Below are 24,506 nucleotides of genomic sequence, written 5' to 3' on the forward strand. Positions count from 1 at the left end.
CGATCGAGTACCACGCACAGACGACAACGCGCCCCTGACCGCGAGGGTCGGGGCGCGTGATTCGTCGCGCTGAGCCGTCAGGCCGCGCATTCCTTGCAGATCGGGCCCGCGGCCTCTTCGTGGTCGAGCTGCGAGCGGTGCTTCACGAGGAAACAGCTCATGCACGTGAACTCGTCCTGCTGCGCGGGCAGCACGACGACGTCCAGCTCGAGGTCGGAGAGGTCGGCTCCGGGGAGGTCGAAGCTGGACGGGTTGTCGGCGTCCTCGTCTCCGGTCGATCCGGAGAGCTTGTCGGGAACGCGCTCCTTCAGGGCTTCGATCGACTCGGAGTCGTCTTCGCTCTTACGGGGGGCGTCGTAGTCGGTTGCCATGCGGTTAGATCTCCACATTCATGGTGCGAGTGGTGGTGCGCCGTCGGGTATTCGGCGGCCATAGTTTGCATGACCGAGAGGCATTTCGCAAATGCCGGTGCGATCGACAGAGCAAACTCGCGGCGCGCCCACGGTATTCCCGCCCGGACCGGGCCACGCGTGACACCATGAATGCACACCCATCAGAGGGGCATTCGCATGGAAAACGTCACCATCGTCGGCACCGAGGCAGGAGTCCTCGTGCTCGCGACCGAGTCTGGCGAGCGGTTCGCGCTGGCCATCGACGACGTGCTGCAGCGCGAGCTGCGCAGGGCGACCCGGCAGGCCGAACCGGCCGCCCAGAAGCTCGCCGCCAGCCCGCGCGACATCCAGGCGCAGATCCGCGCCGGTCTCACGGCATCCGAGGTGTCCGCGCTGCTCGGAATCAGCGTCGACGACGTCGTGCGCTTCGAAGCGCCCGTGCTCGCCGAGCGCGAGCACGTCATCGGTCAGGCGCTCGCCGTCCCCGTGCTGATCGGCAGCGAAGTCGAACCCGACGCGCAGCCCACGTTCGGCACGGCCATCCGCGCCAAGCTCTCCGACGTCGCGGCGACCGCCGAGCGTTGGGCGAGCTGGAAAGAGGAGTCCGGCTGGATCATCAAGCTGGAGTTCACGGCGAACGAGGTCGATCACGACGCGCGGTGGAGCTTCGATCCCCGCCGCAGCGCTCTGTCGCCCCTGAACGCCGACGCCACCCAGCTCTCCCGCCAGGGGTCCCTCCCCGACGGGCTCATCCCACGTCTGCGCGCCGTGGAGTCCGACCGCACCTCCTCGCCCTACAAGGACGACAGCCGGTTCGACTCCGGAGCGTTCGGCCCGCGTCTCGTGCCGGCCCCCGAGGTCTCCGTCGAGGAGCCGTCCGCTCCCGAACGATCGAACGCGGCGGCGCAGGCCGCGGCGATCAATCGCGCGCCCGAGACGCAGAGCACGAATCCTGAGACGGCCGATCTGCTGGAGGCGCTCCGTCGTCGCCGCGGACAGCGCGAGGCTCCGCCGGCCATCGACGACGCGCCGACTGCCGAGCAGAGCCCGCCGGCCGCAACCACCGACGACGAGCCGGATCGCAACCTGATCGCGCTCTTCGAGGACGCATTCGAGCCGGAGCAGTCCGACGAGCCCCGCACGGATGCTCCCCCGTCCGCGCGCGACTCCTCCGATTCGAACGAATCCTCCTCGCGGAAGCGGCGCCGGAACGCGATGCCCTCCTGGGACGAGATCGTCTTCGGAGCGCGCACCGACGAGTGACGCTCGTGGGTTCAGTGCGCGAACGCACCGAGCCCGATCAGCGGAACCTGACGCTCCTCGGGAGTGAGTCCGCCGTGCTGTCCCACCATGCCGCGACCGCGTTGATCGGCGGCGGTGCCGTCGTAGATCGCCCCGTTCCCCCGTGGGACGGCGAGCAGGTCGCCGATGCGCGCCGCCGCGGCATCCGCGACCCGCGGTCCGAACAGGCCCGCGGCGGTCGCCTCATCCCGTGAGGCGACGTCGGCGAGGCCCGCGAGGTCGGAGCGCCACCGGGCGATGACCTCCTCGGGGTCGGCTGCGGGGTCGAGATAGGCGTGGATCATGCGCGGCTCTCCCCCGACGTGTCGGATACCCGTCAGATGAGCCTCGTCGAGAACGATCTGCCGCCGTTCGGGAACATCGATCATGCCGTGATCCGACGTGACCAGCACTCCCACGCCGGACGGTACGCGCGCGGAGAGTGCGGCATCGACGTCCTCGAGCGCGGCCAGCCACTCCGTGGAGGCCATCCCGTGCTTGTGCCCCGCCTTGTCGACCTCGGGCAGGTAGCAGTAGACCAGGGAACCGGCGTTCTGTTCGGCGAGGGCGTAGGCGAGTCGCACGCGATCGGCCGCACGCGCCTCCGCAGCGAAGGCGGCGCCGCGCATCGTCGCGCGGGTGAATCCGCTCTGCGCATAGGCGGCGAGTCCGACCGCGAACGCCCCGTGCCCGGTCGCTGCCGCACGCTCGAAGATCGTCGGAGCCATCTGCCAGGTCGCGGGGTCGAGCCCCTCGCTCTCCCATCCCGTGAGCTGATTGACGAGAAGGTCGCGATCCGGGTCGACGACGCGGTAGCCCATCAGACCGTGCTCGCCCGGCCAGACACCGGTGAGGATGCTCGTCAATGCGGAGGCGGTCGTCGAGGGGAACACCGATGTCGCGACGTCGCGCTTGGTCATCTGCGCCGTCAGGTTGCGCGCATGACCGGCGTGCGCGCGGAGGCCGATGGCACCGAGTCCGTCGATCACGACGAGCACGACCGACGCCGCTCGGGGAAGACGCCCGGCATCGCCGCTCAGCGCGGAGAACACGTCGTCCGCCACCCCGACGATGCTCCGGGCTAACGCGGACTCGGACGGTAGCATGAGGGACACCCGAGCCAGTCTGACACAGGCCCCCGCACGCCCTCAGGAACCCCATGCCGAAAACGCCGCCGCCCGAGCCCGTCGAGGAGCGCATCCAGGACATCGATCTCTCCAGCGAGATGCAGGGGTCCTTCCTCGAGTACGCGTACTCCGTGATCTACTCGCGCGCCCTCCCCGACGCCCGCGACGGCCTCAAGCCGGTGCAGCGCCGAATCCTGTACCAGATGGCCGAGATGGGGCTGCGCCCCGACCGCGGACACGTCAAGAGCGCCCGTGTCGTCGGCGAGGTGATGGGAAAGCTGCACCCGCACGGTGACTCGGCGATCTACGACGCGCTGGTGCGTCTCGCCCAGGACTTCGCTCTCCGCGTGCCGCTCGTCGACGGGCACGGCAACTTCGGCTCCCTGGACGACGGGCCCGCGGCCGCCCGCTATACGGAGGCGCGCCTCGCCGCTTCCGCTCTCGCCCTCACCGAGAACCTCGATGAAGACGTGGTCGACTTCGTCCCCAACTACGACGGCCAGTTCCAGCAGCCGGCCGTGCTGCCCGCCGCGTTCCCCAACCTCCTGGTCAACGGCGCGAGCGGTATCGCCGTGGGTATGGCGACCAACATGGCGCCGCACAACCTGATCGAGGTCGTGGCCGCCGCGACGCACCTGCTCGAGAACCCGGACGCCACGACCGAAGAGCTCATGGAGTACGTGCCGGGCCCGGACTTCCCGTCCGGCGGAGTCCTCATGGGCCTCGACGGTGTGAAGGACGCCTACACGACCGGTCGCGGCGCGCTCAAGGTGCGCGGGAAGGTCTCGATCGAGCCCCTGGGCCCGCGTCGCACCGGCATCATCGTCTCGGAGCTGCCCTACATGGTCGGCCCCGAGCGGCTGATCGAGAAGATCCGCGATGCCGTCCAGGCCAAGAAGCTCCAGGGCATCAGCGACGTCACCGACCTCACCGACCGCAACCACGGCCTGCGTGTCGCGATCGGCATCAAGACCGGGTTCGATCCGAATGCCGTGCTCGAGCAGCTCTATCGCCTGACCCCGCTCGAGGACTCGTTCAACATCAACAACGTCGCCCTCGTCGACGGCCAGCCCCGCACGCTCGGCCTCAAGGAGATGCTCAGCGTCTACGTGGCCCACCGGCTCGAGGTCATCACCCGCCGCAGCCGCTACCGTCTGGCCCGGCGCGAGGAGCGCCTGCACCTCGTCGAGGGCCTCCTGATCGCGATCCTCGACATCGACGAGGTCATCCAGGTCATCCGATCGTCCGACGACTCCGAGCAGGCCCGCATCAAGCTGCGCGACGTGTTCGATCTGAGCGAGCTCCAGGCCGAGTACATCCTCGAGCTTCGACTGCGTCGACTCACCAAGTTCTCGCGCATCGAGCTCGAAGCCGAGCGCGACGCGCTCCTCGCCGACATCGCGGCGCTCCGCGAGCTCCTCGGCAGCGATGCGCTGCTGCGTCGGGCGGTCGCCACCGAACTCGACGCCGCCGCGGACGCCTACGGCACCCCCCGCCGCACGCTGCTCATGAACGCCGCACCGCCGAAGCCCCGCGCGACGAAGGGCGCCGTCGACCTGCAGATCGCGGATGCGCCGACCGTCCTCGTGCTGTCGACGACCGGGCGCGCGGTGCGGGTCGACCTCGTCGACGGACAGGAGCTCACGGTTCCCGCGCGTCGCAGCAAGCACGATGCGATCCTCGCGACGGTCGAGACGACGGTGCGGGCGGAGATAGGCGCGCTGACGAGTGCCGGGCGCGTGGTGCGCTTCTCCCCCGTCGACCTGCCCTCGGTGCCGTCCAGCTCGGTGCAGCTCGCCGCAGGCACGCCGCTGCGCGACTACCTCGGGATCACGACCCGCGGGGAACGCATCCTCGGATTCGTTCGATTCGACAGCGAGACCCCGATCGCGCTGGGGACGGCGCAGGGAACGGTGAAGCGCATCGTCCCGACCTCGATTCCGGTGCGTCCCGACGTCGAGGTGATCGGGATGAAGGCCGGGGACTCCGTCGTGGGTGCCGCGGACGCACCCGACGACTCCGAGGTGGTGTTCGTCACCACCGACGCCCAACTGCTGCGCTTCTCGGCCTCGGCCGTGCGCCCGCAGGGCGCCCCCGCAGGCGGCATGGCCGGCGTGAAGCTCGGGGCGGGAGCATCCGTGCTCTTCTTCGGCGTCGTCGGCGCGGGATCGGATGCCGTCGTGGCGACGGTCTCGGGCTCCGACAGCATCCTTCCCGGCACCGATGCGGGGCGCGCGAAGGTGTCGTCGTTCGAGGAGTACCCGTCGAAGGGTCGCGCCACGGGCGGCGTGCGCGCGCACGCCTTCCTGAAGGGTGAGGACCGGCTGACGGTGGCCTGGGTCGGGGCCAGCCCCGCGCAGGCCGTCGACCCCACCGGCGCCGTGCGGAAGCTGCCCGAGTCCGGAGCTCGACGCGACGCCTCGGGTCAGCCGACGGACGGTGTCATCGGCAGTATCGGACGCACGCTGGTCTGATCTCCACCGCGCTCATCGCATCGCGGCGACGAAGCGGTCCTCGGCGAGGATACCCAGGAGTGCGGCGGACGTCTCGTCCGGCGCATCCCAGGTGACGACGTGTCCGGCGTCGGGAATGACGTACTCGGCGACCCCCTCGACGTCCGCCCATCGCGGCATGGCTACGGCGATGTTGCCCGTCCGATCCTCGGCCCCGCGAATCAGTCCGAGGGGCACCGGCGAGCGATAGGCCGGCTCGGGCGCGACCAGGGATACCGTCGCGCGCCAGACATCGAGGAAGACCGGCTTCGGCATCCGGGCGAACGTCTCCTCCGTGCGCGCGATCGCGGATGCCCACACGGCCGAGGCACGCGCCATCATCCCCGGCAATCGACGAGACGGCACCAGAGCAAGCATCGGAGCGGCGAGACGAAGGGCGAGGCGTTCGACACTCGACAGCGGTCCGGCGTTCCAACTCGCATCCATCACGATCACTCCGCTGACCCGGTCGGGCTGGGCGGCCGCGTACGCCTGGGCGAGGTTACCGCCGAGCGAATGGCCGACGATGACGGCTCGGTCGATCCGGCGCTCCGCCAGCAGGGCCGCGATGTCGCCGAGGGCCGCGTCCGCCGAGAACCGCGCCCCCTCGTCGAGGGAGGACTCCCCATGCCCGCGGAGGTCCGCACGCAGCACGCGCAGGCCGGCAGCCGTGAGAGCCTCCGCCTGCGCGTCGAACATGGTGTGGTCCATCCCGGCACCGTGCAGGAGCAGCACCGGGTGCCCGTCTCCCCCGCCATCGGCGAAAGCGATCACGGCTCCGGGCCGGTCGAGACGTCGGTCGAGAGCGCTCATGCTCCGACCCTATGACGATCTCGGCGTCGATCGCCTCGCGCGACGGACGGTCGGAGGAGTCGATGATGAACTCGCGACGTGGAGCGACGCGACGCCTCGGCTCAGCCGACGGATGGTGTCATCGGCAGTATCGGACGCACGCTGGTCTGATCTCCACCGCGCTCATCGCATCGCGGCGCGGCCTCTCGGGTAGCCTCGGAGGGTGGCAAAGAAGATCGGACTCATTCTTGCGGGCAGCGTTCTCATCGGAGTCTTTCTCGCCTGGATGCTCGCCAAGGGAACGGACGAGGCTCAGGCGTGGATCGATCCGAATCCGTGGCTCGGCTTCGTTGCCTGGGGCCTCGCGTTGCTCTGCCTCCTCGGTGGTGCCGCATTGATCGCTCGCGTCGTGTTCCGCGCGGACGCAGGTCGAACGGACGACGTCGGCCCCTCTCGATGAGCCTTGCTCGCGGAAACGCGACCTAGGCGTCGATCGCCTCGCGCGACAGACGGTCGGAGGAGTCGATGATGAACTCGCGACGCGGAGCGACCTCGTTGCCCATCAACAGTTCGAAGACACGACCGGCGGCTTCGGCATCCTCCATGCGCACGCGTCGGAGCAGACGCCCCGAGCGGTCCATCGTGGTGTTCGCCAACTGCTCGGCATCCATCTCACCCAGACCCTTGTACCGCTGGATCGGCTCCTGCCAGCGCTTGCCGGCCTTGCGGAGCTTGGCCAGCAACGCGTGCATCTCCTGCTCGCTGTACGTGTAGATCGTCTCGTTCGGCTTGGAGCCCGGGTTCATGACCACGACACGGTGCAGCGGCGGCACTGCGGCGAACACACGCCCGTGCTCGATGAGCGGCCGCATGTAGCGGAAGAAGAGGGTGAGCAGCAGGGTGCGGATGTGGGCGCCGTCGACGTCGGCATCGCTCATCAGGATCACCTTGCCGTACCTCGCGGCGTCGATGTCGAAGCTGCGCCCCGAGCCGGCACCGATCACCTGGATGATCGATGCGCACTCCGCGTTCGACAGCATGTCGCCGATCGACGCCTTCTGCACGTTGAGGATCTTGCCGCGGATGGGGAGCAGCGCCTGGAACTCGCTGTTGCGCGCGTTCTTCGCCGTCCCCAGGGCCGAGTCGCCCTCGACGATGAAGAGCTCGCTGCGCTCGACCTCGTTCGTACGGCAATCGACGAGCTTGGTCGGCAGCGTCGACGACTCGAGAGCGTTCTTCCGACGCTGCGTCTCCTTGTGGGCGCGCGCCGAGACGCGGGCCTTCATCTCGGCGACGATCTTATCGAGCAGCTGCGTCGCCTGACTCTTGTCGTCGCGCTTCGTCGAGCTGAAACGAGCCGCGAGATCCTTGCGGATCACCTGGGCCACGATCTGGCGCACGGCGGGCGTGCCGAGCACCTCCTTGGTCTGCCCCTCGAACTGCGGCTCGGGCACGTTGACCGTGAGCACGGCGGTGAGCCCGGCGAGCACGTCGTCCTTCTCGAGTTTGTCGTTGCCGACCTTGAGCCGACGGGCGTTCTGCTCCACCTGTGCACGCAGCACCTTCAGCAGCTCCTGATCGAAGCCCTGCTGGTGCGTACCGCCCTTGGGCGTCGCGATGATGTTGACGAACGACCGGGTCGTGGTCTCGTAACCCGTCCCCCACCGCATCGCGATGTCGACCTTGCACACGCGCTCGACCTCGGTCGCCACCATGTGGCCGTCGGCCTGCAGCACGGGAACCGTCTCCTTGAAGGTCCCCTCGCCCTGCACGCGCCAGGTGTCGGTGACAGGCGGGTCACTGGCGAGGTAGTCGACGAACTCCGAGATGCCGCCCTCGTAGTGGTAGCTCGTCTCGACGTTCTCCTCCGCGCGCTCGTCGCGCACGACGATCTCGAGCCCCGGCACGAGGAACGCGGTCTGCCGAGCGCGCGTCTCGAGGTCGCCGAGCTGGAAGGCGGCGTCCTTGGTGAAGATCTGACGGTCGGCCCAATAGCGGATACGCGTGCCCGTGACGCCTCGCGGAGCCTTGCCGACGACCCGCAGCTCGCTCTTCTGCTCGAACGGGGTGAAGGCCGCATCCGGTCGCTTGCCGTCGCGGTCGTCGAAGAGGCCCGGCTCGCCGCGATGGAACGACATCGCGTAGGTCTTGCCGCCGCGATCGACTTCGACGTCGAGACGCTCGGAGAGCGCGTTCACGACGGAGGCTCCCACACCGTGCAGACCGCCGGAGGCCGCGTACGACCCTCCGCCGAACTTGCCACCGGCGTGCAGCTTGGTGAAGACGACCTCGACACCGGTCAGACCGGTGCGCGGCTCGACATCGACCGGGATGCCGCGGCCGTTGTCGTGCACCTCGACGCTGCCGTCCGGGTGCAGGATGACATCGATCTTCGCGCCGTTGCCGGCGACGGCTTCGTCGACGGCGTTGTCGATGATCTCCCAGAGGCAGTGCATGAGCCCGGGCGATCCGTTCGAGCCGATGTACATACCGGGACGCTTGCGGACAGCCTCGAGGCCTTCGAGCACCTGGAGATGATGGGCGGAATACTCGGCGGTCACAATCTCCGATTCTATGTTCGAATACCCCGCACGGCCCGCCGACACTCCCCGGACCGGCCCACCGCGTGCCGCGCGCGTACGCGGTGAGCGAAACACGCCGTGATCCGGGCATGCTCCCACCCACTCCGTGGTTGTATTGAGCACGCTCCCCAGCGAACCCGAATCGAGGAGGCACCGAGATGAACGCAACGACCGAACGTGAGACCTCCGTGGTCGAGTTCCGCCTGACCGCAGCAGACCGCTGCGACTCGTGCGGCGCGCAGGCCTACATCGCAGCCGAGGTCAACGGCTCCGAGCTCCTGTTCTGCGCCCACCACGGACGCAAGTACGAAGAGAAGCTCCGCGCCATCGCGACGAGTTGGCACGATGAGACCGCGCGTCTCGTCGAGGCCGTCTGACCCCGACTCCACGAAGGCCCTCCCGCGGTGACGCGTCGAGGGCCTTCTGCATACCCTCCCGCGGTTCCGCGTCTCGGCGTCAGACGACGACGCGGCGCACGCGCGAGGTCAGCCGGGTGAGGATCTCCTCGCCCACGGTGTCGATCCGCTCGGCGAGAGTCGTCGCGGACGACTCCCCCCACTCGCCCGCTCCGAAGACGCGCACGACGTCGCCCACCGTAGCGCCCGGCCACCCGGCGACGACGCTCCGGGTCTGATCGATGCGGCGCAGCTCCCGCGCCCCCTGGGGTGTGCCGACGGCGACCCCTGCGAGCGTCGAGGGGATGCCGTCGAAGCTCCCGATCGCGACGACCGCATCGCCGTCGACGACGTCGACCACCGAGGCGGTCAGCGTCGCGACCGGACGGATGCCGTCGAGCTCGGGGCCGTCGGCCGAGCGGACCCCGTAGCAGAACGCGCCGATGCGCGACAGCGTGCCGCGCAGTTCGGGCCGCCACCACGAGGCCGCAGACGCCGTCAGATGGAGGAAGGTCGGAGCGGCGCCCGTGTCGCCCACCTGCCGCACGGCCTCGAGGAAGACCGCCTGAGCCTCGTCGTCCTCGGCATCGCTCGCTTCGGCGATGTGGCTCCAGATGCCGACGAGTTCCAGCACGCCTGCCGCCTCGGCCGCCCGCGCGGTGGCGACGGCGTCCGCCCAGTCCTCCGGCAGGATGCCGTTGCGGTGCAGCCCGCTGTCGATCTTGAGGTGCACGCGCGCACGCACCTCGATCGCCGTCGCCCGGGCGATCACCCGGTCGAGGTAGTCCGCCGTGCCGATGCCCAGATCGACATCGTGCAGCAGCGCCTCGTCGATCTCCGCGTCGGTGGACGTGACCCAGGCGAAGATGCGCGCGCCGCCGCCCGCGACTCGCCGCACATCGATGGCGCTGCGCACGTCGAAGCTCCCGATCCAGGTCACGCCGGACTCGATCGCCGTCTCGACCGCCCAGGGCAGCCCATGGCCGTACGCGTCGTCCTTCACGACGATCATGAGCTCGGACGGCGCGATGCGCCGCTGCACCGCCGCGATGTTGGCGCGCAGAACGTTTCCGTCGAGCCGCAGTTCGGGACGCGTCACGCCTCCCACCCCCGATCCGCGTGGATGCCGGCGACGGTGATCAGCTCGGGCATCGTGAGCCCGGTGACCTCCGACCATCGCGCCAGTCCGGGAGCAGCGGGACCCGTGCCGCCGAAGTAGGTCGCCTCGGTTCCGACCGCGGCATCCGCCCCGCCGAGGTCGACCACGCAGACATCCATCGCGACACGCCCGACGATAGGTCGTTCGCGTCCGTCGATCTCGACGGACGCGCGGTTGCCGAGCGCCCGCATGATCCCCTGGGCGTAGCCGCCCGTGATCAGCGCCACCGTGGTGTCGCTCTCGGCCCGGAACGTGTAGCCGTACGACACCGCATCGCCTGCCCGCAGGCGCTTGGTCGAGAGCACGAGACCGTGCAGGCGCATCACCGCGCGCACCGGCATCATGCCATCGCGATCGGGAAGGCCGTAGAGCAGTGTCGAGTCGATGTCGGCCTCGCCGTCGAGCGTCGCCGCGATGCCCTCGAGAGCGAGCGCCTCGAGCACGCCCGGCGAATCGACGAGCACGCGCTCGGCGCCGACCGCCGTCACCGCGTGCGCGACCGCGAGCACGCCGTGCCCCCAGGCATCGCGTCGCAGGTCGGCGACGTGCCCGCCCGCGTGGAGCGCGGCGGCAGCGCCGGAGGCCAGAGCGGAGCGGGAGATCATCGCCCGCGGCCGGGCACTCGAAGTCGTGTCACGCACGGTTTCCAGCCTATCGGTGTCTCCCAGGAGACGATCGGTGCCCACCGTAGACTGGGGAGAACCCCCTCTCACCTTCGGAGTCACATGTCACGTCTTTCCCTCGCGCCCCGCATCCGCTACCTGATCGGACGCGCACGACGCATCGACGTCGGATCGGTCGTCGAACGCGCGAAAGAGGCGTCGGAGCAGCACCACAAGGCCGTGCCCGCGATCGTCGTCGACATGCTCTGGTCGGCGGCACGGCACAACGTCGGGTTCCAGGACTACATCGACTACGACTTCGCGATGCTGACCCGCGCGGAGCGCGAGACGTACATGACCCACCCCGTCTCCAACCAGCTCTCGCAGCGCTACGACCACCCGGACTTCCGGTGGATCTTCCAGGACAAGGTCGAGTTCGACAAGCACTTCTCCGCCCACCTGCACCGGGAGTGGCTGGTGGTCGAGGAGGGCAATGCCGACGCCGTGCGTGAGCTCACGCAGCGTCTCGGCACGATCGTCACAAAGGAGCCGGTCGGCCAGGCCGGCACCGGTGTGCACCGCTACCACGCGGCCGACATCGAGGACTGGGACGAGTTCCACCGCGGACTCCTCAACAGGGGCGAACTCCTCATCGAAGAGGTCATCCGTCAGCACGACGCCCTCGCCGCGGTCTGCCCCGGCACCGTCAACACCACGCGGATCACGGCGTTCTTCGACGGCGAGAAGGCGCACATCCTCGCGATGGCGCAGAAGTTCGGCCGCGGGGCGGTCAGTGACCAGATGACCTTCGGCGGCTTCTACACGATGCTCGACGAGAACGGCCACGCCGTGGGCGCCGGCTACGACTCGCACGGCCATGTGCACGAGACGCACCCCGACTCGGGCTTCCGGATCGCCGATTTCCAGCTCCCCTACATGGACGAGGTGCGCGCCTTCATCGATCAGGTCGCGCGCGTCGTCCCGCAGGTGCAGTACGTGGGTTGGGACATCGTCGTCTCCCCCGAGGGCCCCGTGCTCGTCGAGGGCAACTGGGGTGCGGGCGTGTACGAGAACAAGCCGAGCGTCACCGGCATCCGCACCGGACACAAGCCGCGCTACCGCGAGGTCATCGGCTTCTGAGATACCGACGAAAGGGCCCCGGATGCCGAAGCATCCGGGGCCCTTTTCCGTGTCGTTCTCGACGGGGTCAGATCTCGCGGACGATGCCCAACGGCGTGGACTCCAGGCCCTGGCCGAGGGGGTTGTCGCCGAGGATCTTGACGAGCCGACGTTCGCCGTCCTTGTCGAGGGTCGATCCGAGGATGTTCCCGCCGATGTCGTTGATGTCGACGACGGCGACCTCCGCCGTGCCGCCCAGCAGCGTCTTGAGGCGCGCAGCGACCTCTCGCGGGTTCTTCGGCCCGAGCACGACCGCCTGGTTGTAGGGCGGGATCGTGTGCTTGGTGGGGCCGTCGATCGCGCGCGCCTTGTCGCCGGCGATGCGGTAGAAGTCGCCGCGTCGGCCGAACGCCTTCGTCACTGCGGACACCGCGGCGGCGAAGAGGATGCGCGGAGTTCCGCATTCGCGCAGTGCCATCTCCATCGTCTCCGGCATGCCGAGCCCGATCCCGTAGGGGGTGCGGGTGACGTACTTCGACAGGAAGAGTGCGAGCTTGCGCGGCTGGATCTCGTCGAGACGGTACGAGCGCCCCTGCGTGATCGCCACGATCTTCTCGGTGACGAAGAGCAGATCACCCGGCTGCACGGCGGACGCCGCGTACTCCGTGATGACCTGGTCGATGTCGTCGTCCGGCATCACGACGCGCGTGCGCAGCGGAATGCGCGCGAACGTCTTCCCGTCGACGCTGGTCTCGAGCGCCTTGCCCTCGTTCGCCTGCATCACTCGAGGTAGTCCCGCAGCGACTGCGAGCGGCTCGGGTGGCGCAGCTTCGCCATCGTCTTGGACTCGATCTGACGGATGCGCTCACGCGTCACGCCGAAGGTGTCACCGATCTGGTCGAGCGTCTTGGGCTGACCGTCGCCGAGGCCGAAGCGCATGCGGATGACACCCGCCTCACGCTCGGACAGCGAGTCCAGCAGCTGCTCCAGCTGGCGCTGCAGCATCGTGAAGCCCACCGCGTCGGCGGGGACCACGGCCTCGGTGTCCTCGATGAGGTCACCGAACTCGCTGTCGCCGTCTTCACCCAGCGGGGTGTGCAGCGAGATGGGCTCGCGCCCGTACTTCTGCACCTCGACGACCTTCTCGGGCGTCATGTCGAGTTCGCGGCTGAGCTCTTCGGGGGTGGGTTCGCGTCCGAGATCCTGCAGCATCTGGCGCTGGACGCGGGCGAGCTTGTTGATGACCTCGACCATGTGCACCGGGATGCGGATGGTGCGGGCCTGGTCGGCCATGGCACGGGTGATCGCCTGACGGATCCACCAGGTGGCGTACGTCGAGAACTTGAAACCTTTGGTGTAGTCGAACTTCTCGACCGCGCGGATGAGACCCAGGTTGCCCTCCTGGATGAGATCCAGGAACTGCATGCCGCGGCCGGTGTAGCGCTTGGCGAGCGAGACGACGAGACGGAGGTTGGCGCCGAGCAGGTGGCTCTTCGCGCGCTGACCGTCACGGGCGACCCACTGCAGGTCGAGTCCGAGCTGGCTCGTCTTCTCGGCAGCGGTCATCGCCGACAGCTTCTCTTCGGCGAAGAGACCCGCCTCGATGCGCATCGCGAGCTCGACCTCTTCGGCCGCGTTCAGCAGCGCGACCTTTCCGATCTGCTTGAGGTAATCCTTGACAGGGTCGGCCGTCGCGCCGGTGATCTGCGTCGAGTAGACCGGGACGTCCTCGTCGTCGTTCGACGAGATGACGATCGCGCCGGTCGGCAACGGCTCGGTGAACTTCGGCTTGCTGTCGTCGTCGTCCTCGTCGTCGCCCGAGGCATCGTCGTTCGCGGCGGTGGGGGCCTCGTCTTCTTCGACGACGTCGTCCGCCTTCTTCTTCTTGACCGGAGCGCGCTTCGCGGCCGCGCGCTTGGCGGCGGTCTTCGGAGCAGCCTTCTCTTCGACCTCGACCTTCACATCGAGGTCGGCGTCGTCGGCAGTCTTCTTCGTCCGGGATTTGTTGGTCGTGGCAGGAGTCACGTTTCGCCTTTCACGGAGCGGCAGAGCCCCTCCGGGACATTTCGGACACTAGTAAGACCCTTGTCAAGTCCGCTCCCCGGAAGGAACGATTGACAACGGGTCAGACACCCAGTATCGCACACGCAGAAGGATGCGGGTGCATTCGCGCCGAGATCGTCGCGTCGAACGTCACCCGCGCCCCGACTTGTCGTCGTCTCCCGACGGCCGAGAGGCGAGGTAGCGCTCGAGTTCGGCGGCGAGCTCGTCGGCGCTGGGGAGGTCGCGCTCGTTGAAGCCGCCCTCGTCGTAGCTGCCGTCCTCGGGGTTGCGGCCGGCCATGTAGGCGTCGTAGCGACGCTCGAGGTTGTGCACCATCTGCTGCAGTTCCTCGTTGCCGATCACCTGCTCGTCGATCTTGGCGAGGTAGTCCTCGCGGCGTTCCTGGATCTCGTCGAGCATGAGCACGAGCCCGGTCGACGCCATGAGCTTCTCGGCCGCCGCGATCACGGCGTTCGGGTTCTCGGTCTCGGCGAGGTAGTGCGGCACGAGCAGCACGAACCCGACGGCGCGATCGCCGCGCTCCGCGAAACGGAATTCCAGGAGGTGGCCGGCCGTCGCCGGCACCTGGGTGCGCGGGCGCCACACCGAGTGCACGACGCTGAGGTCGCGACGGTTGCCGCTGACGGTGGTGCCGATCGGGCGCGTGTGCGGGACCGGCATCGCGATCGAGTGCACCCAGTTCAGTCCGGAGACCTCGAACTCGGTGGCGAGATCGAGCACCGTGCGGGCGAAGGCGTTCCACGCGAAGTCGGGCTCGTACCCGGCGAGCAGCAGGAACGGCTGCCCGAGGGCGTCGGTCGCGAGGGAGAGCTCGAGCTTGGCGGGGCGGAACTGCGTCAGGTGATCCTGATCGAACGAGATCACCGGACGGCGGGCGCGATAGTCGAGCAACACGTCGTTGTCGAACACCACGACGGGCTGCGGGTCGGCGGTCTCGCGGAGGTGCTCGATGAGTCCGGAGACGGCGTTGCCCGCATCGGTGAAGCCGGTCAGCAGCATGACCAGCGGAAGTCCGGGCGGCACCGCCGGAGCGTTCGCGACTCGTTCGTGGATCTCACCGGAGAAGGGCATTCCTCCATGCTACGAGCACGGCGGCGCGCAGGGGCTGGCGGGGTCTTGCTGAGAGCGAACACACACCCGTCCGTCCGCGCCCGCGCCGCCTGCAGCTTGCCTAGGATGGAGGACATGACGCTTCCCGTGCTCTCGCACACCCCCGATCAGTTCCCCGGAAGCGCTGCCGATGCCGCAGTGCTCGTCGTGCCCGATCTCGCCGATGCGGCGACGTCGCTCGAGTCGTATCCCGGACTCGCCGAGGCCCTCGCGGCGGTCGGCTTCACCGGTTCGGCGTCCGCCTTCGTACGGGTGCACGCCCCCGAGGTGACGAGCCTGCCGTTCGCCGTGGTCGGCATCGGAGCCACCCCGTCGGCCGAAGCCGTGCGGAACGCCGCGGGCGCCGCCCTGCGTTCGCTGACCGGGTTCGAAACAGTCTCGCTGGCGCTGGCACCCGGCCTGGAGGAGTACGCCGAGGCGGCGGCGGAAGGCGCCGTTCTGGGCGGCCACCGCTTCGACGGCTACCGCTCCAAGAAGCCCGCCGTCCGGGCCTCCGCCGTCATCCTGCACGGTGCGCTCGACGACGCGTCGGTCGCCCGGATCCAGGCCACGGGCGATGCCGTGGCGCTGGTCAAGGATCTCGTGAACGTCCCGGCCGAGTGGCAGAGCCCGGCCGATCTCGCCCAGAGCGCGGTCGACAGCGTCGCCGACCTCGACGTCACCGTCGAGATCCTCGACGAGTCGGCTCTGACGGAGCAGGGCTACGGCGGCATCCTGGGCGTCGGACAGGGGTCCGACCGCCCGCCGCGCCTCGTGCGCCTCGACTACTCCCCCGCCGGCGCGACGCAGCACATCGCCCTGGTCGGCAAGGGCATCACCTTCGACACGGGCGGCCTCTCGCTGAAGCCCGCGGCATCGATGGTCGGGATGAAGTTCGACATGGCGGGTGCCGCCACCAGCCTCGCGGCGCTCCGCGCGATCGCGACGCTGGAGCTCCCCGTGCGGGTCACCGCGTGGCTCTGCATCGCCGACAACATGCCCTCCGGCCGGGCGACGCGCCCCGGTGACGTGCTGCGGATGCTCGACGGCACCACGGTCGAGGTGCTCAACACGGACGCCGAGGGACGCCTGGTCATGGCCGACGGGCTCGTCGCCGCGAGCCGGGAGAACCCCGACGTGATCATCGACGTCGCCACCCTCACCGGTGCGATCGTCATGGCTCTCGGGCACCGCCACACCGGCGTCATGGGCGACGACGACGCCGTGACACGATTCCTCGCGGCGGCCGAGTCCGTCGACGAGCCGGCTTGGCGGATGCCGCTGCCGGACTACATGGAGGATTCCCTCGACTCGCCCATCGCCGATCTCATCAATGCGAACATGAGCGACCGCGCCGCGGGTGCCTCGTTCGCGGGGCTGTTCCTCCGTCGATTCGTCGGACGCGTCTCCGACGATGCGGACGCTCCGCGCATCCCCTGGGTGCACCTCGACATCGCCGGTTCCGGCGAGAACGGCAGCGCGCCGTTCGGATTCACCGAGAAGGGCCCGACCGGGGCGATGGTCCGGTCGATCGTCGCCTTCGCGGCCGCATCGGCACAGGAGGCCTGACATGACGACGCACACCTTCGACATCGTGGTCCTGGGCGGCGGCAGCGGCGGCTATGCGGCCGCGCTGCGCGCGAGCGAGCTCGGCAAGTCCGTCGCCCTGATCGAGAAGGACAAGGTCGGCGGCACCTGCCTGCACCGCGGATGCATCCCGACCAAGGCGCTGCTGCACGCCGCCGAGGTCGCGGAGCACGTGCGCGACGCGGCCGCAGTCGGTGTGACGGCGTCGTTCGACGGAATCGACACCGCGGGCGTCCGCGCCTACCGTGAAGGCATCGTCGCGAAGAAGTTCAAGGGCCTCGAAGGGCTCGTCAAGGCCCGGGGCATCACGACGGTGGCAGGCGTGGGACGTCTGAACGCCGATCGCAGCGTGAGCGTCGGCGACGATGTCTACGTCGGCGCTGACGTCGTTCTCGCGACGGGCTCGTACAGCCGCACGCTCCCCGGGCTCGAGATCGGCGGGCGCATCCTCACGAGCGAGCACGCACTCGCCCTCGACGAGGTCCCGAAGAGCGTTCTCATCCTCGGCGGTGGCGTCATCGGCGTCGAGTTCGCGAGCGTGTGGCGCTCGTTCGGCGCCGACGTGACCATCATCGAAGCTCTGCCCCATCTCGTCCCGAACGAGGACATCGCGATGAGCAAGGGCCTCGAGCGCGCCTTCCGGCGCCGCGGGATCCAGTACTCGCTCGGCATCCGCTTCCAGACCGCGACCCAGAACGACGCCTCCGTGACCGTGACCCTCGAGGACGGCAAGGAGTTCACCGCGGACTACCTGCTCGTCGCGGTCGGCCGCGGCCCGGTGACCGCCGATCTCGGTTTCGAAGAAGCCGGTGTGGTGCTCGACCGCGGATTCGTGACCGTCGACAACGACCTGCGCACCGGCGTTCCGGGCGTGTGGGCCGTCGGCGACATCGTGCCGGGCCTGCAGCTCGCGCACCGCGGATTCCAGCAGGGAATCGCGGTCGCGGAGCGGATCGCTGGCCTGTCACCCGTGAACGTCCCCGACAGCCAGATCCCCAAGGTCACCTACTCCAGCCCCGAGGTGGCCTCGGTGGGCGTGACGGAGGAGGCCGCGGTCGCCGAGCACGGCGCGGATGGGATCGTCTCGTACGAGTACAACCTCGCCGGCAACGGCAAGAGCGAGATCATCGGCACCGGCGGCCTGGTGAAGGTCGTGCGCCGAAAGGACGGGCCCGTCCTCGGCGTGCACCTGCTCGGAGATCGCGTCGGCGAGCTGATCACCGAGGGCCAGCTGGCCGTCGCGTGGGAGGCCCACCCCGAGGACATCGCACCCCTCATCCACGCACATCCGACGCAGAGCGAAGCGCTCGGAGAAGCCTTCCTCGCCCTCGCGGGCAAACCCCTGCACGCCCTCTGAACACCAACCGGTGCCCAGGGTCACTAAGCTAGACAAGCGTTTGAACAACTTTCTGAAGGAGACTCCGTCATGAGCACATCCGTTATCCTCCCCCCGCTCGGAGAGAGCGTTACAGAGGGTACGGTCACCCGCTGGCTCAAGCAGGTGGGTGACACTGTGCAGGCGGACGAGGGCCTGCTCGAGATCTCGACCGACAAGGTCGACACCGAGATCCCCTCGCCGGTCACCGGCGTGATCGAGGAGATCCTGGTCGCCGAGGACGAGACCGTCGAGGTCGGCGCCCTGCTCGCCCGCATCGGTGACGGCAGCGCGTCCGCACCGGCGGCCGACGCCCCCGAAGCCGCAGCTCCCGCTGCCGAGGCCGCTCCGGCCGAGGCCGCCGCTCCCGCCGCAGAGCCCGCTCCCGCCGCAGAGCCCGCTCCCGCCGCGGAGGCCGCTCCGGCCGCAGAGGCCGCTCCCGCCGCCGCAGCTCCGGCCGGTGACGCCAAGGACATCGTCCTGCCCGAACTCGGCGAGAGCGTGACCGAGGGCACCGTCACCCGCTGGCTGAAGCAGGTCGGCGACGAGGTCGCCGTCGATGAGGCCCTTCTCGAGATCTCGACCGACAAAGTTGACACCGAGATCCCGTCGCCCGTCGCCGGTGTTCTGCAGGAGATCCTCGCCGCCGAGGACGAGACGATCTCTGTCGGTGCCGTGCTCGCCCGCATCGGATCGGGCGCCGCTCCCACCGCTGCGCCGGCCGCACCCGAGGCCGCCGCTCCCGCACCCGAGGCCGCCGCCCCGGCGCCCGCGGCTGCACCGGCACCGGCCGCCGCCCCCGCACCGGCCGCTGCTCCGGCACCTGCTGCGGCTCCGGCACCTGCTGCGGCTCCGGCACCTGCTGCGGCTCCGACACCTGCTCCGGCTCCCGCTGCTGCTCCGGCTCCCGCTGCCGAGAACGACAACCTGTACGTCACCCCGCTGGTGCGCCGCCTGGCTTCGCAGCAGGGTGTCGATCTCGCCTCCGTGACCGGCACCGGCGTCGGCGGACGTATCCGCAAGGAAGACGTGCTGAAGGCCGCCGAGTCGGTCGGCTCCGCTCCGGCCGCCGCGGCTCCCGCCGCACCCGCTCCGCTGGAGGTGTCGCCGCTGCGCGGCACGACCCAGCCCATGTCGCGCCTGCGCAAGGTGCTGGCGGAGCGCGCTGTCGCCTCGATGCAGCAGACCGCGCAGCTGACCACCGTCGTGGAGGTCGACGTCACGGCTCTCGCGGATTACCGCGACAGCGTGAAGGCTTCGTTCCTGCAGAAGACCGGTGACAAGCTCTCGTTCCTGCCGTTCTTCGCTCTGGCCGCCGCTGAGGCGCTGCGCGCCTTCCCGATCGTGAACTCCACGGTCGACGGCGACCAGATCGTGTACCCGGCGACCGAGAACCTCTCGATCGCCGTCGACACCGAGCGTGGCCTGCTGACCCCGGTCCTGCGCGACGCCGCGTCGAAGAACATCGCGGAGATCGCGCACGAGATCGCCGATCTCGCCGCCCGCACGCGCGACAACAAGCTGAAGCCCGACGAGCTCGCCGGCGGCACGTTCACGCTGACGAACACCGGTTCGCGCGGCGCGCTCTTCGACACCCCCGTCGTCTTCCTGCCGCAGTCGGCGATCCTCGGAACGGGAACGGTCGTCAAGCGCCCCGGCCTGGTCAAGGTCGGTGGTTCGGACGCGATCGCGATCCGCTCGTACGTGTACCTCGCGCTCTCGTACGACCACCGCATCATCGATGGCGCGGACGCAGCCCGCTTCCTCGGTGCGGTGAAGGCCCGCCTCGAGTCGGCGCAGTTCGCCGCTCAGCTCGGAGCCTGACGACCGACGCCTCATGATGGCTGGTCCGCGACGTCGTACACGTCGCGGACCAGCCATTTCTCGTTCATCCACACGAGGACGAGAATGCGCGGTGCCGCCGGTGACTCCGCACGGATCACCGCGACGTCGCCGTACTCGTCGACCGGAGAGATGGCGGGCTCGGTGCCGGCGACCTCGCCCAGCTCCACGACATCGACCGTCGATCCCTCGGCGATCACGTCCGGACACGATGAGGCCCCGGCTTCGGCGCAGGAGGCTGCTCCGATGAGCAGCGATGCAGCCGCCGTAACCGCCGTCTCGTCGGACGCGGAGGTGCTCGTTCCGAGATCCTCGGCCGCCGGCGTCGGGCTCGGAGCCCCCGCCGTCTCGTCTGCGGTCGCCGGCTCCGTGGCCGTCGCGCTCTCGGGCGCCGTCCGAGACGGAGCGCGGTGCCCTTCGGCAGCCTCCCCCGACTCGCCGCCGGGCCACAGCAGGCCGCCTGCCAGCACCGCGACCGCCGCCGCAGCGGCGATCAGAAGGCTCCGACGACGTGAACGGGGCGCGACGCGCTCGTCGGTTCGATTCCGTGTGCCACTCGCTGACGGAGAGGCCGAGCGTCCGACCGAGGACCGCCGGTCCCGATTCGGTAGCGCACGAGCGACGCGCTGCACCGCCTCCGCGACGCTCCCCCGGAGCGCTTCGAGCGCCTCACCGACGAGGCTGGGCCGCTCCGCCCTTCTCGCCCGACGCGACTCCACCGATCCGGTCCCCGCGATTCCTCGGCGCCCCAGTGCCTGCCGCTCGCTCGGACGGGCGTTCGCCGCTCGGGCGACGTCTCGCGCGCGCTCGGGCGTGAGCACGTCGCACCGCAACGGGCGCGGTGACGCGATCTGCAGGAGAGCCTCCTCCCACTCCTCGATCCGACGTTGCGGTACGCGCGGCTGGTCCGCGCCCAGATGCAGCCCCATCTGCACCTGGGCGAGGACGCGCCCCATTCCCCTGTCGCGGCACCCCTCCGCGACGAGCTCGACCACACGCGCCGCGCCCGCGCACGCGGCCTCGCCCTCCCCGACGACGAACACGGGGCGTCCCTCCCCGGTGACCCACCAGGTGCCGCTCTCGCGTGCCCCCGGCTCCCCGAGTTCGTCGATCCCCCGCAGCACGCTCGCCACGAGCGTGCTGCACTCCCCCAGCGACAGATGCTCGTCGACGACGTGTCGACGCGCGAGAAGGCTCGTCACCCTCTCGGTGCACCACGGCAGCAGCACGTCGTGCCCGTCGCGACGCCGCACGACGTCGAGCGGTGCGGCGATGTGCTCGGCGCCGGCGAAACCCCAGCCGGCCCATCCCGCCAGCGCCCCGGCATCCACCTGCACCGCCACGCCCTCCCCGCGGGTGACGAGCAGTCCGCCGAACGGAGTCTCCGCCGCGTCGAGCGAACGGACGACCCGGTGCGCATCCGGCACGAGCGGTGGCGTCGGGGTGCCGGCTGCGTCATCTGTCATGTCCCCATGACAGCGCACTGCCAGGGGCACGACAGCGGGAAACGGACTGATGGGGATGGATCCGCACGATCCGTGCTCTGTGCAGGAGCGGTCGACGCCCTGACGATCGCGCTCCGCTCGGCGCGAACGACGGCATCAGCGGCACCGGGGACTCGGTAGGCTTGTCCCTATGGCAAAGACTCCCGAACCCGAGAAGCGTCCTGGGTTCTTCTCCCAGATCAAGTCCCTCTTCAGGTTCACCAAGGAGGCGTACCCCTGGCTGCCCTGGGCGCAGCTCGCGATCCTCATCGGCGGCATCCTCATCGGACTCGTCGTCGGATACCTGATCCCCCCGCTGCAGTGGTGGACTCTTCTGCTCTGGGGCATCACCGGACTCATGCTCGGCGTCCTCGCCGCGATGTTCCTCATGACCCGCCTGTCGACCTCGGCGATGTACACGAAGATCGACGGCATGCCCGGCGCCACCGGCCACGTCATCAGCACCAGCCTCGGACGCCGCTGGCAGGCATCCGACACCCCGGTCGGCATCAACCCCAAGACCCAGGAGGCCGTGTACCGCGCGGTCGGCCGCGGCGGCATCGTCGTCGTCGGCGAGGGCGCGCGCGGACGCCTCACCCGTCTGATCAACGAGGAGCGCAGCAAGGCCCAGCGCGTCGCCAACGGCGTGCCCGTCACGGTGCTCTACGTCGGACACGGCGATGACGAGGTCGCGATCTCCGACCTCGCCAAGACGATCAAGAAGATCCCGAAGGCGATCGACAAGGCCACGATGGCCGCCGTCATCCGCCGCATCGAGTCGGTGTCGCAGTCGCTGTCGTCGCTGCCGATCCCGAAGGGGATCGACCCGACCAAGGTGCGCGCCCAGCGTCCGCGCTGAGCCCCGACAGACGAAGATAGGCGAAGCGCGGCCGTTCCCCTCGGGGGACGGCCGCGCTTCTCTCATTCCGAGAGGGGCTGGCGGGGCAGGCGCCGCACCTTGGCGCGCCGGCGGCGACGCTCGGGCACCATGGAGCGCATCTCGTCGAGCTTGCCGAAGCAGAACAGCCGGTCATCGGCCTCGAGCACGACGTGCTTGCGCGGGTTGGGGATCACCGTCACCCCGCGGTGCAGCGTCAGCACGGTGATGTCGCGCTCCCACAGGCCCGCCTCGCCGAGCGTCTTGCCCACGAGGTCGACGGCACCGTGCACCATGAGCTCGGCGACGCCGTACCCGGTCGAGACCGTGAGGCGCTGACGCACATCGATCTCGGGGAACGCGACCTGTCCGGCGATGTAGTCGATGATCGCTCCCGCGACGTCGAGCTTGGTCGCCGTCTCGATGCCCTGGAGACCCGGCGAGGAGTTCACCTCCATCACGAGAGGGCCGTCATCACCCTCGAGCATGTCGACGCCGGCGACGCGCAGGCCCATGATCTGAGCGGATCGGACGGCGGCGCGCTCGTACACCGGATCGAGCTCGACCGCCTCGACCGATCCGCCACGGTGCACGTTCGATCGGAACTCGTCGCCGGCCGCCGAACGGCGCATCGCCGCGACGACGCGATCGCCGACGACGAGCGCGCGGATGTCGCGGCCCCGGCTCTCGGCGATGAACTTCTGGATCAGCACGTTCTGCTTCGTGGAGTGCAGCGTCTCGATGATCGCCTCCGCCACCTTGACCTGCGGGGCGAGGATCACGCCGATCCCCTGCGTGCCCTCCAGGAGCTTGATGACGACGGGAGCCCCGCCGACGCGCTCGATGGCCGGGCGCACGTCGGCGCGGTTGCGCACGAAGGCGGTGGGCGGCATGGCGATGTTGTGCCGCGACAGGATCTGGTTCGCGCGCAGCTTGTCACGGGCGCTCGAGATTCCGTTGGCCGTGTTCGGGGTGTAGACGTCCATCTGCTCGAACTGCCGCACGACGGCGGTGCCGAAGTACGTGATCGAGTTGCCGATGCGCGGCAGGATCGCGTCGTAATCGCTGAGCTGACGCCCCCGATAGTGCAGGTCGGGTTCGTCCGCGGTGAGGTCGATCGCGAAGCGCAACGTGTTCAGCACCTTGACGTTGTGCCCGCGCTGGAGCGCGGCGGCACGGAGGCGCTGGGTGGAGTACGCCTGGGGCGCACGGGAGAGCACTGCGAGCTTCACGAAGATTTCCTGCCAGGATGGTCGGGTGACGAAGACATCCCATTCAAACACTCTTACGGGGTGGCGAGAATGGGTGAGCCTGCCCGATCTCGGCGTGGACTGGATCAAGGCCAAGATCGACACCGGCGCACGTACTTCATCGCTCCACGCGTTCGACATCCACGAGTTCGATCAGGACGGCGCGCCGTGGGTCAGATTCAAGGTGAAGCCCTGGCAGGACAGTCAGGCGGATGCCGTCGTCGTCGAGTCCCCCGTGCACGACCGCCGCGCGGTGCGCAGTTCCTCCGGCCACGCGCAGGAGCGCCTCGTGGTGGAGCTCCTCATCCGCCTCGTCGACCGCGAGGTGCTGGCGGAGGTCACGCTGAGCAACCGCGACGAGATGGGCTTCCGCATGCTCATCGGCCGGGAGGCGCTCCGGCAAGGGTTCTCGGTCGACCCCGCGCGATCGTTCCTCGGGGGCCGGGCGCCGCGTGAGGCCCGTCGCCGGAACCGCGGCAGGATCTGACCGCTCAGGTGCGGATCAGCACCGTGCCCACGACCTTGTCGTGGAGTCCGCGCTGGTCGGCATCGAAGATCACCGCGGGGATCACGACGATGAGCAGCGCCGTGCGCACGATCGGTCGCCACAGGCCCACCCAGCCGCCGTCGAGGCGCACCACGCGCATCCCGAGGATGCGGTGCCCGGGGCTTCCTCCCGCCGTGGGGATGAAGAGGATCTGCAGCAGGGCGAACACGGCCATCGGGCCGAACTGGCTGAGTCCCGCCTCGGCGGGCAGGGCGAACTGGTCGAAGCCGAGGAACGCGGTGGCGATGATCGTCGCCGCGACGTAATCGATCAGGAGCGCTCCGATACGTCGGCCGAGGCGGCCGACGCTCCCCGTGCCCGACGCGGGCAGTCCGAGGCGTTCACCGGGGTAAGCGTTCACAGCATCCGTCACCATCCCAGCCTACCGAGGGCCGATATGCGCTCCGACCGGCGAGGCGCTGTAACACGCCCGAAACAAAGTCGATACCG

The 24,506-nt window shown here is 69.4% G+C and carries 22 protein-coding genes; 10 read left to right on the forward strand and 12 right to left on the reverse strand.

All coding sequences use genetic code 11. The features are described from left to right. Positions 1-77 precede the first annotated feature (77 nt). A complete protein-coding gene (locus tag KV396_RS15215) occupies positions 78-371 on the reverse strand; it encodes a DUF4193 domain-containing protein (protein ID WP_247622371.1) in 294 nt (97 codons plus the stop codon). Between the two features lie 198 nt (positions 372-569). On the opposite strand from KV396_RS15215, the gene sepH reads away from it, so the two are divergent. Next, on the forward strand, positions 570-1,655 hold the full coding sequence (gene sepH, locus KV396_RS15220; protein ID WP_247956244.1) for a septation protein SepH: 1,086 nt from the start codon (positions 570-572) through the stop codon (positions 1,653-1,655). An 11-nt stretch (positions 1,656-1,666) separates the two neighbouring features. Here sepH and KV396_RS15225 read toward each other — a convergent pair whose 3' ends face one another. Next, positions 1,667-2,737, reverse strand: a complete 1,071-nt coding sequence (locus KV396_RS15225; protein WP_247956245.1) for an alkaline phosphatase family protein — start codon at positions 2,735-2,737, stop codon at positions 1,667-1,669. A 95-nt stretch (positions 2,738-2,832) separates the two neighbouring features. On the opposite strand from KV396_RS15225, the gene KV396_RS15230 reads away from it, so the two are divergent. Next, on the forward strand, positions 2,833-5,274 hold the full coding sequence (locus KV396_RS15230) for a DNA gyrase/topoisomerase IV subunit A (protein ID WP_247956246.1): 2,442 nt from the start codon (positions 2,833-2,835) through the stop codon (positions 5,272-5,274). A gap of 12 nt (positions 5,275-5,286) precedes the next feature. Here KV396_RS15230 and KV396_RS15235 read toward each other — a convergent pair whose 3' ends face one another. Beyond that, on the reverse strand, positions 5,287-6,105 hold the full coding sequence (locus KV396_RS15235; protein WP_247956247.1) for an alpha/beta fold hydrolase: 819 nt from the start codon (positions 6,103-6,105) through the stop codon (positions 5,287-5,289). A 202-nt stretch (positions 6,106-6,307) separates the two neighbouring features. On the opposite strand from KV396_RS15235, the gene KV396_RS15240 reads away from it, so the two are divergent. Beyond that, positions 6,308-6,544, forward strand: a complete 237-nt coding sequence (locus tag KV396_RS15240) for a hypothetical protein (protein WP_247956248.1) — start codon at positions 6,308-6,310, stop codon at positions 6,542-6,544. A gap of 22 nt (positions 6,545-6,566) precedes the next feature. Here KV396_RS15240 and KV396_RS15245 read toward each other — a convergent pair whose 3' ends face one another. Next, a complete protein-coding gene (locus KV396_RS15245; RefSeq protein ID WP_372491549.1) occupies positions 6,567-8,645 on the reverse strand; it encodes a DNA gyrase/topoisomerase IV subunit B in 2,079 nt (692 codons plus the stop codon). A gap of 179 nt (positions 8,646-8,824) precedes the next feature. Here KV396_RS15245 and KV396_RS15250 point away from each other — a divergent pair, with 179 nt between their 5' ends. Next, positions 8,825-9,043, forward strand: coding sequence for a DUF7455 domain-containing protein (locus KV396_RS15250; protein ID WP_247622365.1), 219 nt, complete (start codon positions 8,825-8,827; stop codon positions 9,041-9,043). Between the two features lie 79 nt (positions 9,044-9,122). Here the strand turns inward: KV396_RS15250 and KV396_RS15255 are convergent, their stop codons facing one another. Both KV396_RS15255 and KV396_RS15260 read right to left on the reverse strand, forming a co-directional pair. After that, entirely contained in the window at positions 9,123-10,160 is a 1,038-nt protein-coding gene (locus tag KV396_RS15255) for an alanine racemase (protein ID WP_247956249.1), read from the reverse strand. Then, positions 10,157-10,861, reverse strand: a complete 705-nt coding sequence (locus tag KV396_RS15260; protein WP_247956250.1) for an alanine racemase C-terminal domain-containing protein — start codon at positions 10,859-10,861, stop codon at positions 10,157-10,159. Before KV396_RS15260 ends, KV396_RS15255 begins: the two co-directional genes overlap by 4 nt. Positions 10,862-10,945: 84 nt before the next feature. Here KV396_RS15260 and KV396_RS15265 point away from each other — a divergent pair, with 84 nt between their 5' ends. Continuing rightward, on the forward strand, positions 10,946-11,962 hold the full coding sequence (locus KV396_RS15265; RefSeq protein ID WP_247956251.1) for a sugar-transfer associated ATP-grasp domain-containing protein: 1,017 nt from the start codon (positions 10,946-10,948) through the stop codon (positions 11,960-11,962). A gap of 67 nt (positions 11,963-12,029) precedes the next feature. On the opposite strand, the gene KV396_RS15270 is transcribed toward KV396_RS15265, so the two are convergent. The 3 genes from KV396_RS15270 to KV396_RS15280 all read right to left on the reverse strand — a co-directional run bounded on the left by KV396_RS15270 (position 12,030) and on the right by KV396_RS15280 (position 15,076). Further along, positions 12,030-12,722, reverse strand: coding sequence for a coenzyme F420-0:L-glutamate ligase (locus KV396_RS15270; protein ID WP_247622361.1), 693 nt, complete (start codon positions 12,720-12,722; stop codon positions 12,030-12,032). Continuing rightward, positions 12,722-13,966, reverse strand: a complete 1,245-nt coding sequence (locus tag KV396_RS15275; protein ID WP_247956252.1) for an RNA polymerase sigma factor — start codon at positions 13,964-13,966, stop codon at positions 12,722-12,724. Before KV396_RS15275 ends, KV396_RS15270 begins: the two co-directional genes overlap by 1 nt. A gap of 168 nt (positions 13,967-14,134) precedes the next feature. After that, on the reverse strand, positions 14,135-15,076 hold the full coding sequence (locus tag KV396_RS15280; RefSeq protein ID WP_247622359.1) for a proteasome assembly chaperone family protein: 942 nt from the start codon (positions 15,074-15,076) through the stop codon (positions 14,135-14,137). A 114-nt stretch (positions 15,077-15,190) separates the two neighbouring features. Between KV396_RS15280 and KV396_RS15285 the strand changes: the two genes are divergently transcribed. The 3 genes from KV396_RS15285 to sucB all read left to right on the forward strand — a co-directional run bounded on the left by KV396_RS15285 (position 15,191) and on the right by sucB (position 19,880). Then, a complete protein-coding gene (locus KV396_RS15285) occupies positions 15,191-16,663 on the forward strand; it encodes a leucyl aminopeptidase (RefSeq protein ID WP_247956253.1) in 1,473 nt (490 codons plus the stop codon). A 1-nt stretch (position 16,664) separates the two neighbouring features. Beyond that, the gene (gene lpdA / locus KV396_RS15290) at positions 16,665-18,038 is read left to right on the forward strand and encodes a dihydrolipoyl dehydrogenase (protein ID WP_247956254.1); all 1,374 of its coding nucleotides are present in this window, start codon (positions 16,665-16,667) and stop codon (positions 18,036-18,038) included. Positions 18,039-18,107: 69 nt separating this feature from the next. Next, positions 18,108-19,880: a 2-oxoglutarate dehydrogenase, E2 component, dihydrolipoamide succinyltransferase gene (gene sucB, locus KV396_RS15295; RefSeq protein WP_247956255.1), complete on the forward strand. Its 1,773-nt coding sequence runs from the start codon at positions 18,108-18,110 to the stop codon at positions 19,878-19,880. 11 nt (positions 19,881-19,891) lie between these two features. Here sucB and KV396_RS15300 read toward each other — a convergent pair whose 3' ends face one another. Next, the gene (locus KV396_RS15300) at positions 19,892-21,364 is read right to left on the reverse strand and encodes a hypothetical protein (protein WP_247956256.1); all 1,473 of its coding nucleotides are present in this window, start codon (positions 21,362-21,364) and stop codon (positions 19,892-19,894) included. Positions 21,365-21,533: 169 nt separating this feature from the next. On the opposite strand from KV396_RS15300, the gene KV396_RS15305 reads away from it, so the two are divergent. Continuing rightward, positions 21,534-22,241 (forward strand): DUF4191 family protein, encoded by a 708-nt coding sequence (locus KV396_RS15305; RefSeq protein WP_247622354.1) that lies wholly within the window; start codon positions 21,534-21,536, stop codon positions 22,239-22,241. 62 nt (positions 22,242-22,303) lie between these two features. Here KV396_RS15305 and KV396_RS15310 read toward each other — a convergent pair whose 3' ends face one another. Next, on the reverse strand, positions 22,304-23,491 hold the full coding sequence (locus tag KV396_RS15310; protein WP_247622353.1) for a RimK family alpha-L-glutamate ligase: 1,188 nt from the start codon (positions 23,489-23,491) through the stop codon (positions 22,304-22,306). 25 nt (positions 23,492-23,516) lie between these two features. On the opposite strand from KV396_RS15310, the gene KV396_RS15315 reads away from it, so the two are divergent. Continuing rightward, entirely contained in the window at positions 23,517-23,996 is a 480-nt protein-coding gene (locus KV396_RS15315; RefSeq protein ID WP_282185356.1) for an ATP-dependent zinc protease family protein, read from the forward strand. Between the two features lie 4 nt (positions 23,997-24,000). On the opposite strand, the gene KV396_RS15320 is transcribed toward KV396_RS15315, so the two are convergent. Continuing rightward, positions 24,001-24,432: an RDD family protein gene (locus tag KV396_RS15320; protein WP_247622351.1), complete on the reverse strand. Its 432-nt coding sequence runs from the start codon at positions 24,430-24,432 to the stop codon at positions 24,001-24,003. Positions 24,433-24,506: the final 74 nt, after the last annotated feature.

Source organism: Microbacterium galbinum (assembly GCF_023101185.1).
Taxonomy (GTDB): Bacteria; Actinomycetota; Actinomycetes; order Actinomycetales; family Microbacteriaceae; genus Microbacterium; species Microbacterium galbinum.

Excerpts from the sequence above, each read along its gene's own strand:
- lpdA (WP_247956254.1), top strand. The coding sequence starts at position 16,665 with ATGACGACGCACACCTTCGACATCGTGGTCCTGGGCGGCGGCAGCGGC.
- KV396_RS15305 (WP_247622354.1), top strand. The coding sequence starts at position 21,534 with ATGGCAAAGACTCCCGAACCCGAGAAGCGTCCTGGGTTCTTCTCCCAG.
- KV396_RS15265 (WP_247956251.1), top strand. The coding sequence starts at position 10,946 with ATGTCACGTCTTTCCCTCGCGCCCCGCATCCGCTACCTGATCGGACGC.
- KV396_RS15285 (WP_247956253.1), top strand. The coding sequence starts at position 15,191 with ATGACGCTTCCCGTGCTCTCGCACACCCCCGATCAGTTCCCCGGAAGC.
- KV396_RS15270 (WP_247622361.1), bottom strand. The coding sequence starts at position 12,722 with ATGCAGGCGAACGAGGGCAAGGCGCTCGAGACCAGCGTCGACGGGAAG.
- sepH (WP_247956244.1), top strand. The coding sequence starts at position 570 with ATGGAAAACGTCACCATCGTCGGCACCGAGGCAGGAGTCCTCGTGCTC.
- sucB (WP_247956255.1), top strand. The coding sequence starts at position 18,108 with ATGAGCACATCCGTTATCCTCCCCCCGCTCGGAGAGAGCGTTACAGAG.
- KV396_RS15230 (WP_247956246.1), top strand. The coding sequence starts at position 2,833 with ATGCCGAAAACGCCGCCGCCCGAGCCCGTCGAGGAGCGCATCCAGGAC.
- KV396_RS15250 (WP_247622365.1), top strand. The coding sequence starts at position 8,825 with ATGAACGCAACGACCGAACGTGAGACCTCCGTGGTCGAGTTCCGCCTG.
- KV396_RS15300 (WP_247956256.1), bottom strand. The coding sequence starts at position 21,364 with ATGACAGATGACGCAGCCGGCACCCCGACGCCACCGCTCGTGCCGGAT.
- KV396_RS15235 (WP_247956247.1), bottom strand. The coding sequence starts at position 6,105 with ATGAGCGCTCTCGACCGACGTCTCGACCGGCCCGGAGCCGTGATCGCT.
- KV396_RS15280 (WP_247622359.1), bottom strand. The coding sequence starts at position 15,076 with ATGCCCTTCTCCGGTGAGATCCACGAACGAGTCGCGAACGCTCCGGCG.
- KV396_RS15320 (WP_247622351.1), bottom strand. The coding sequence starts at position 24,432 with ATGGTGACGGATGCTGTGAACGCTTACCCCGGTGAACGCCTCGGACTG.
- KV396_RS15215 (WP_247622371.1), bottom strand. The coding sequence starts at position 371 with ATGGCAACCGACTACGACGCCCCCCGTAAGAGCGAAGACGACTCCGAG.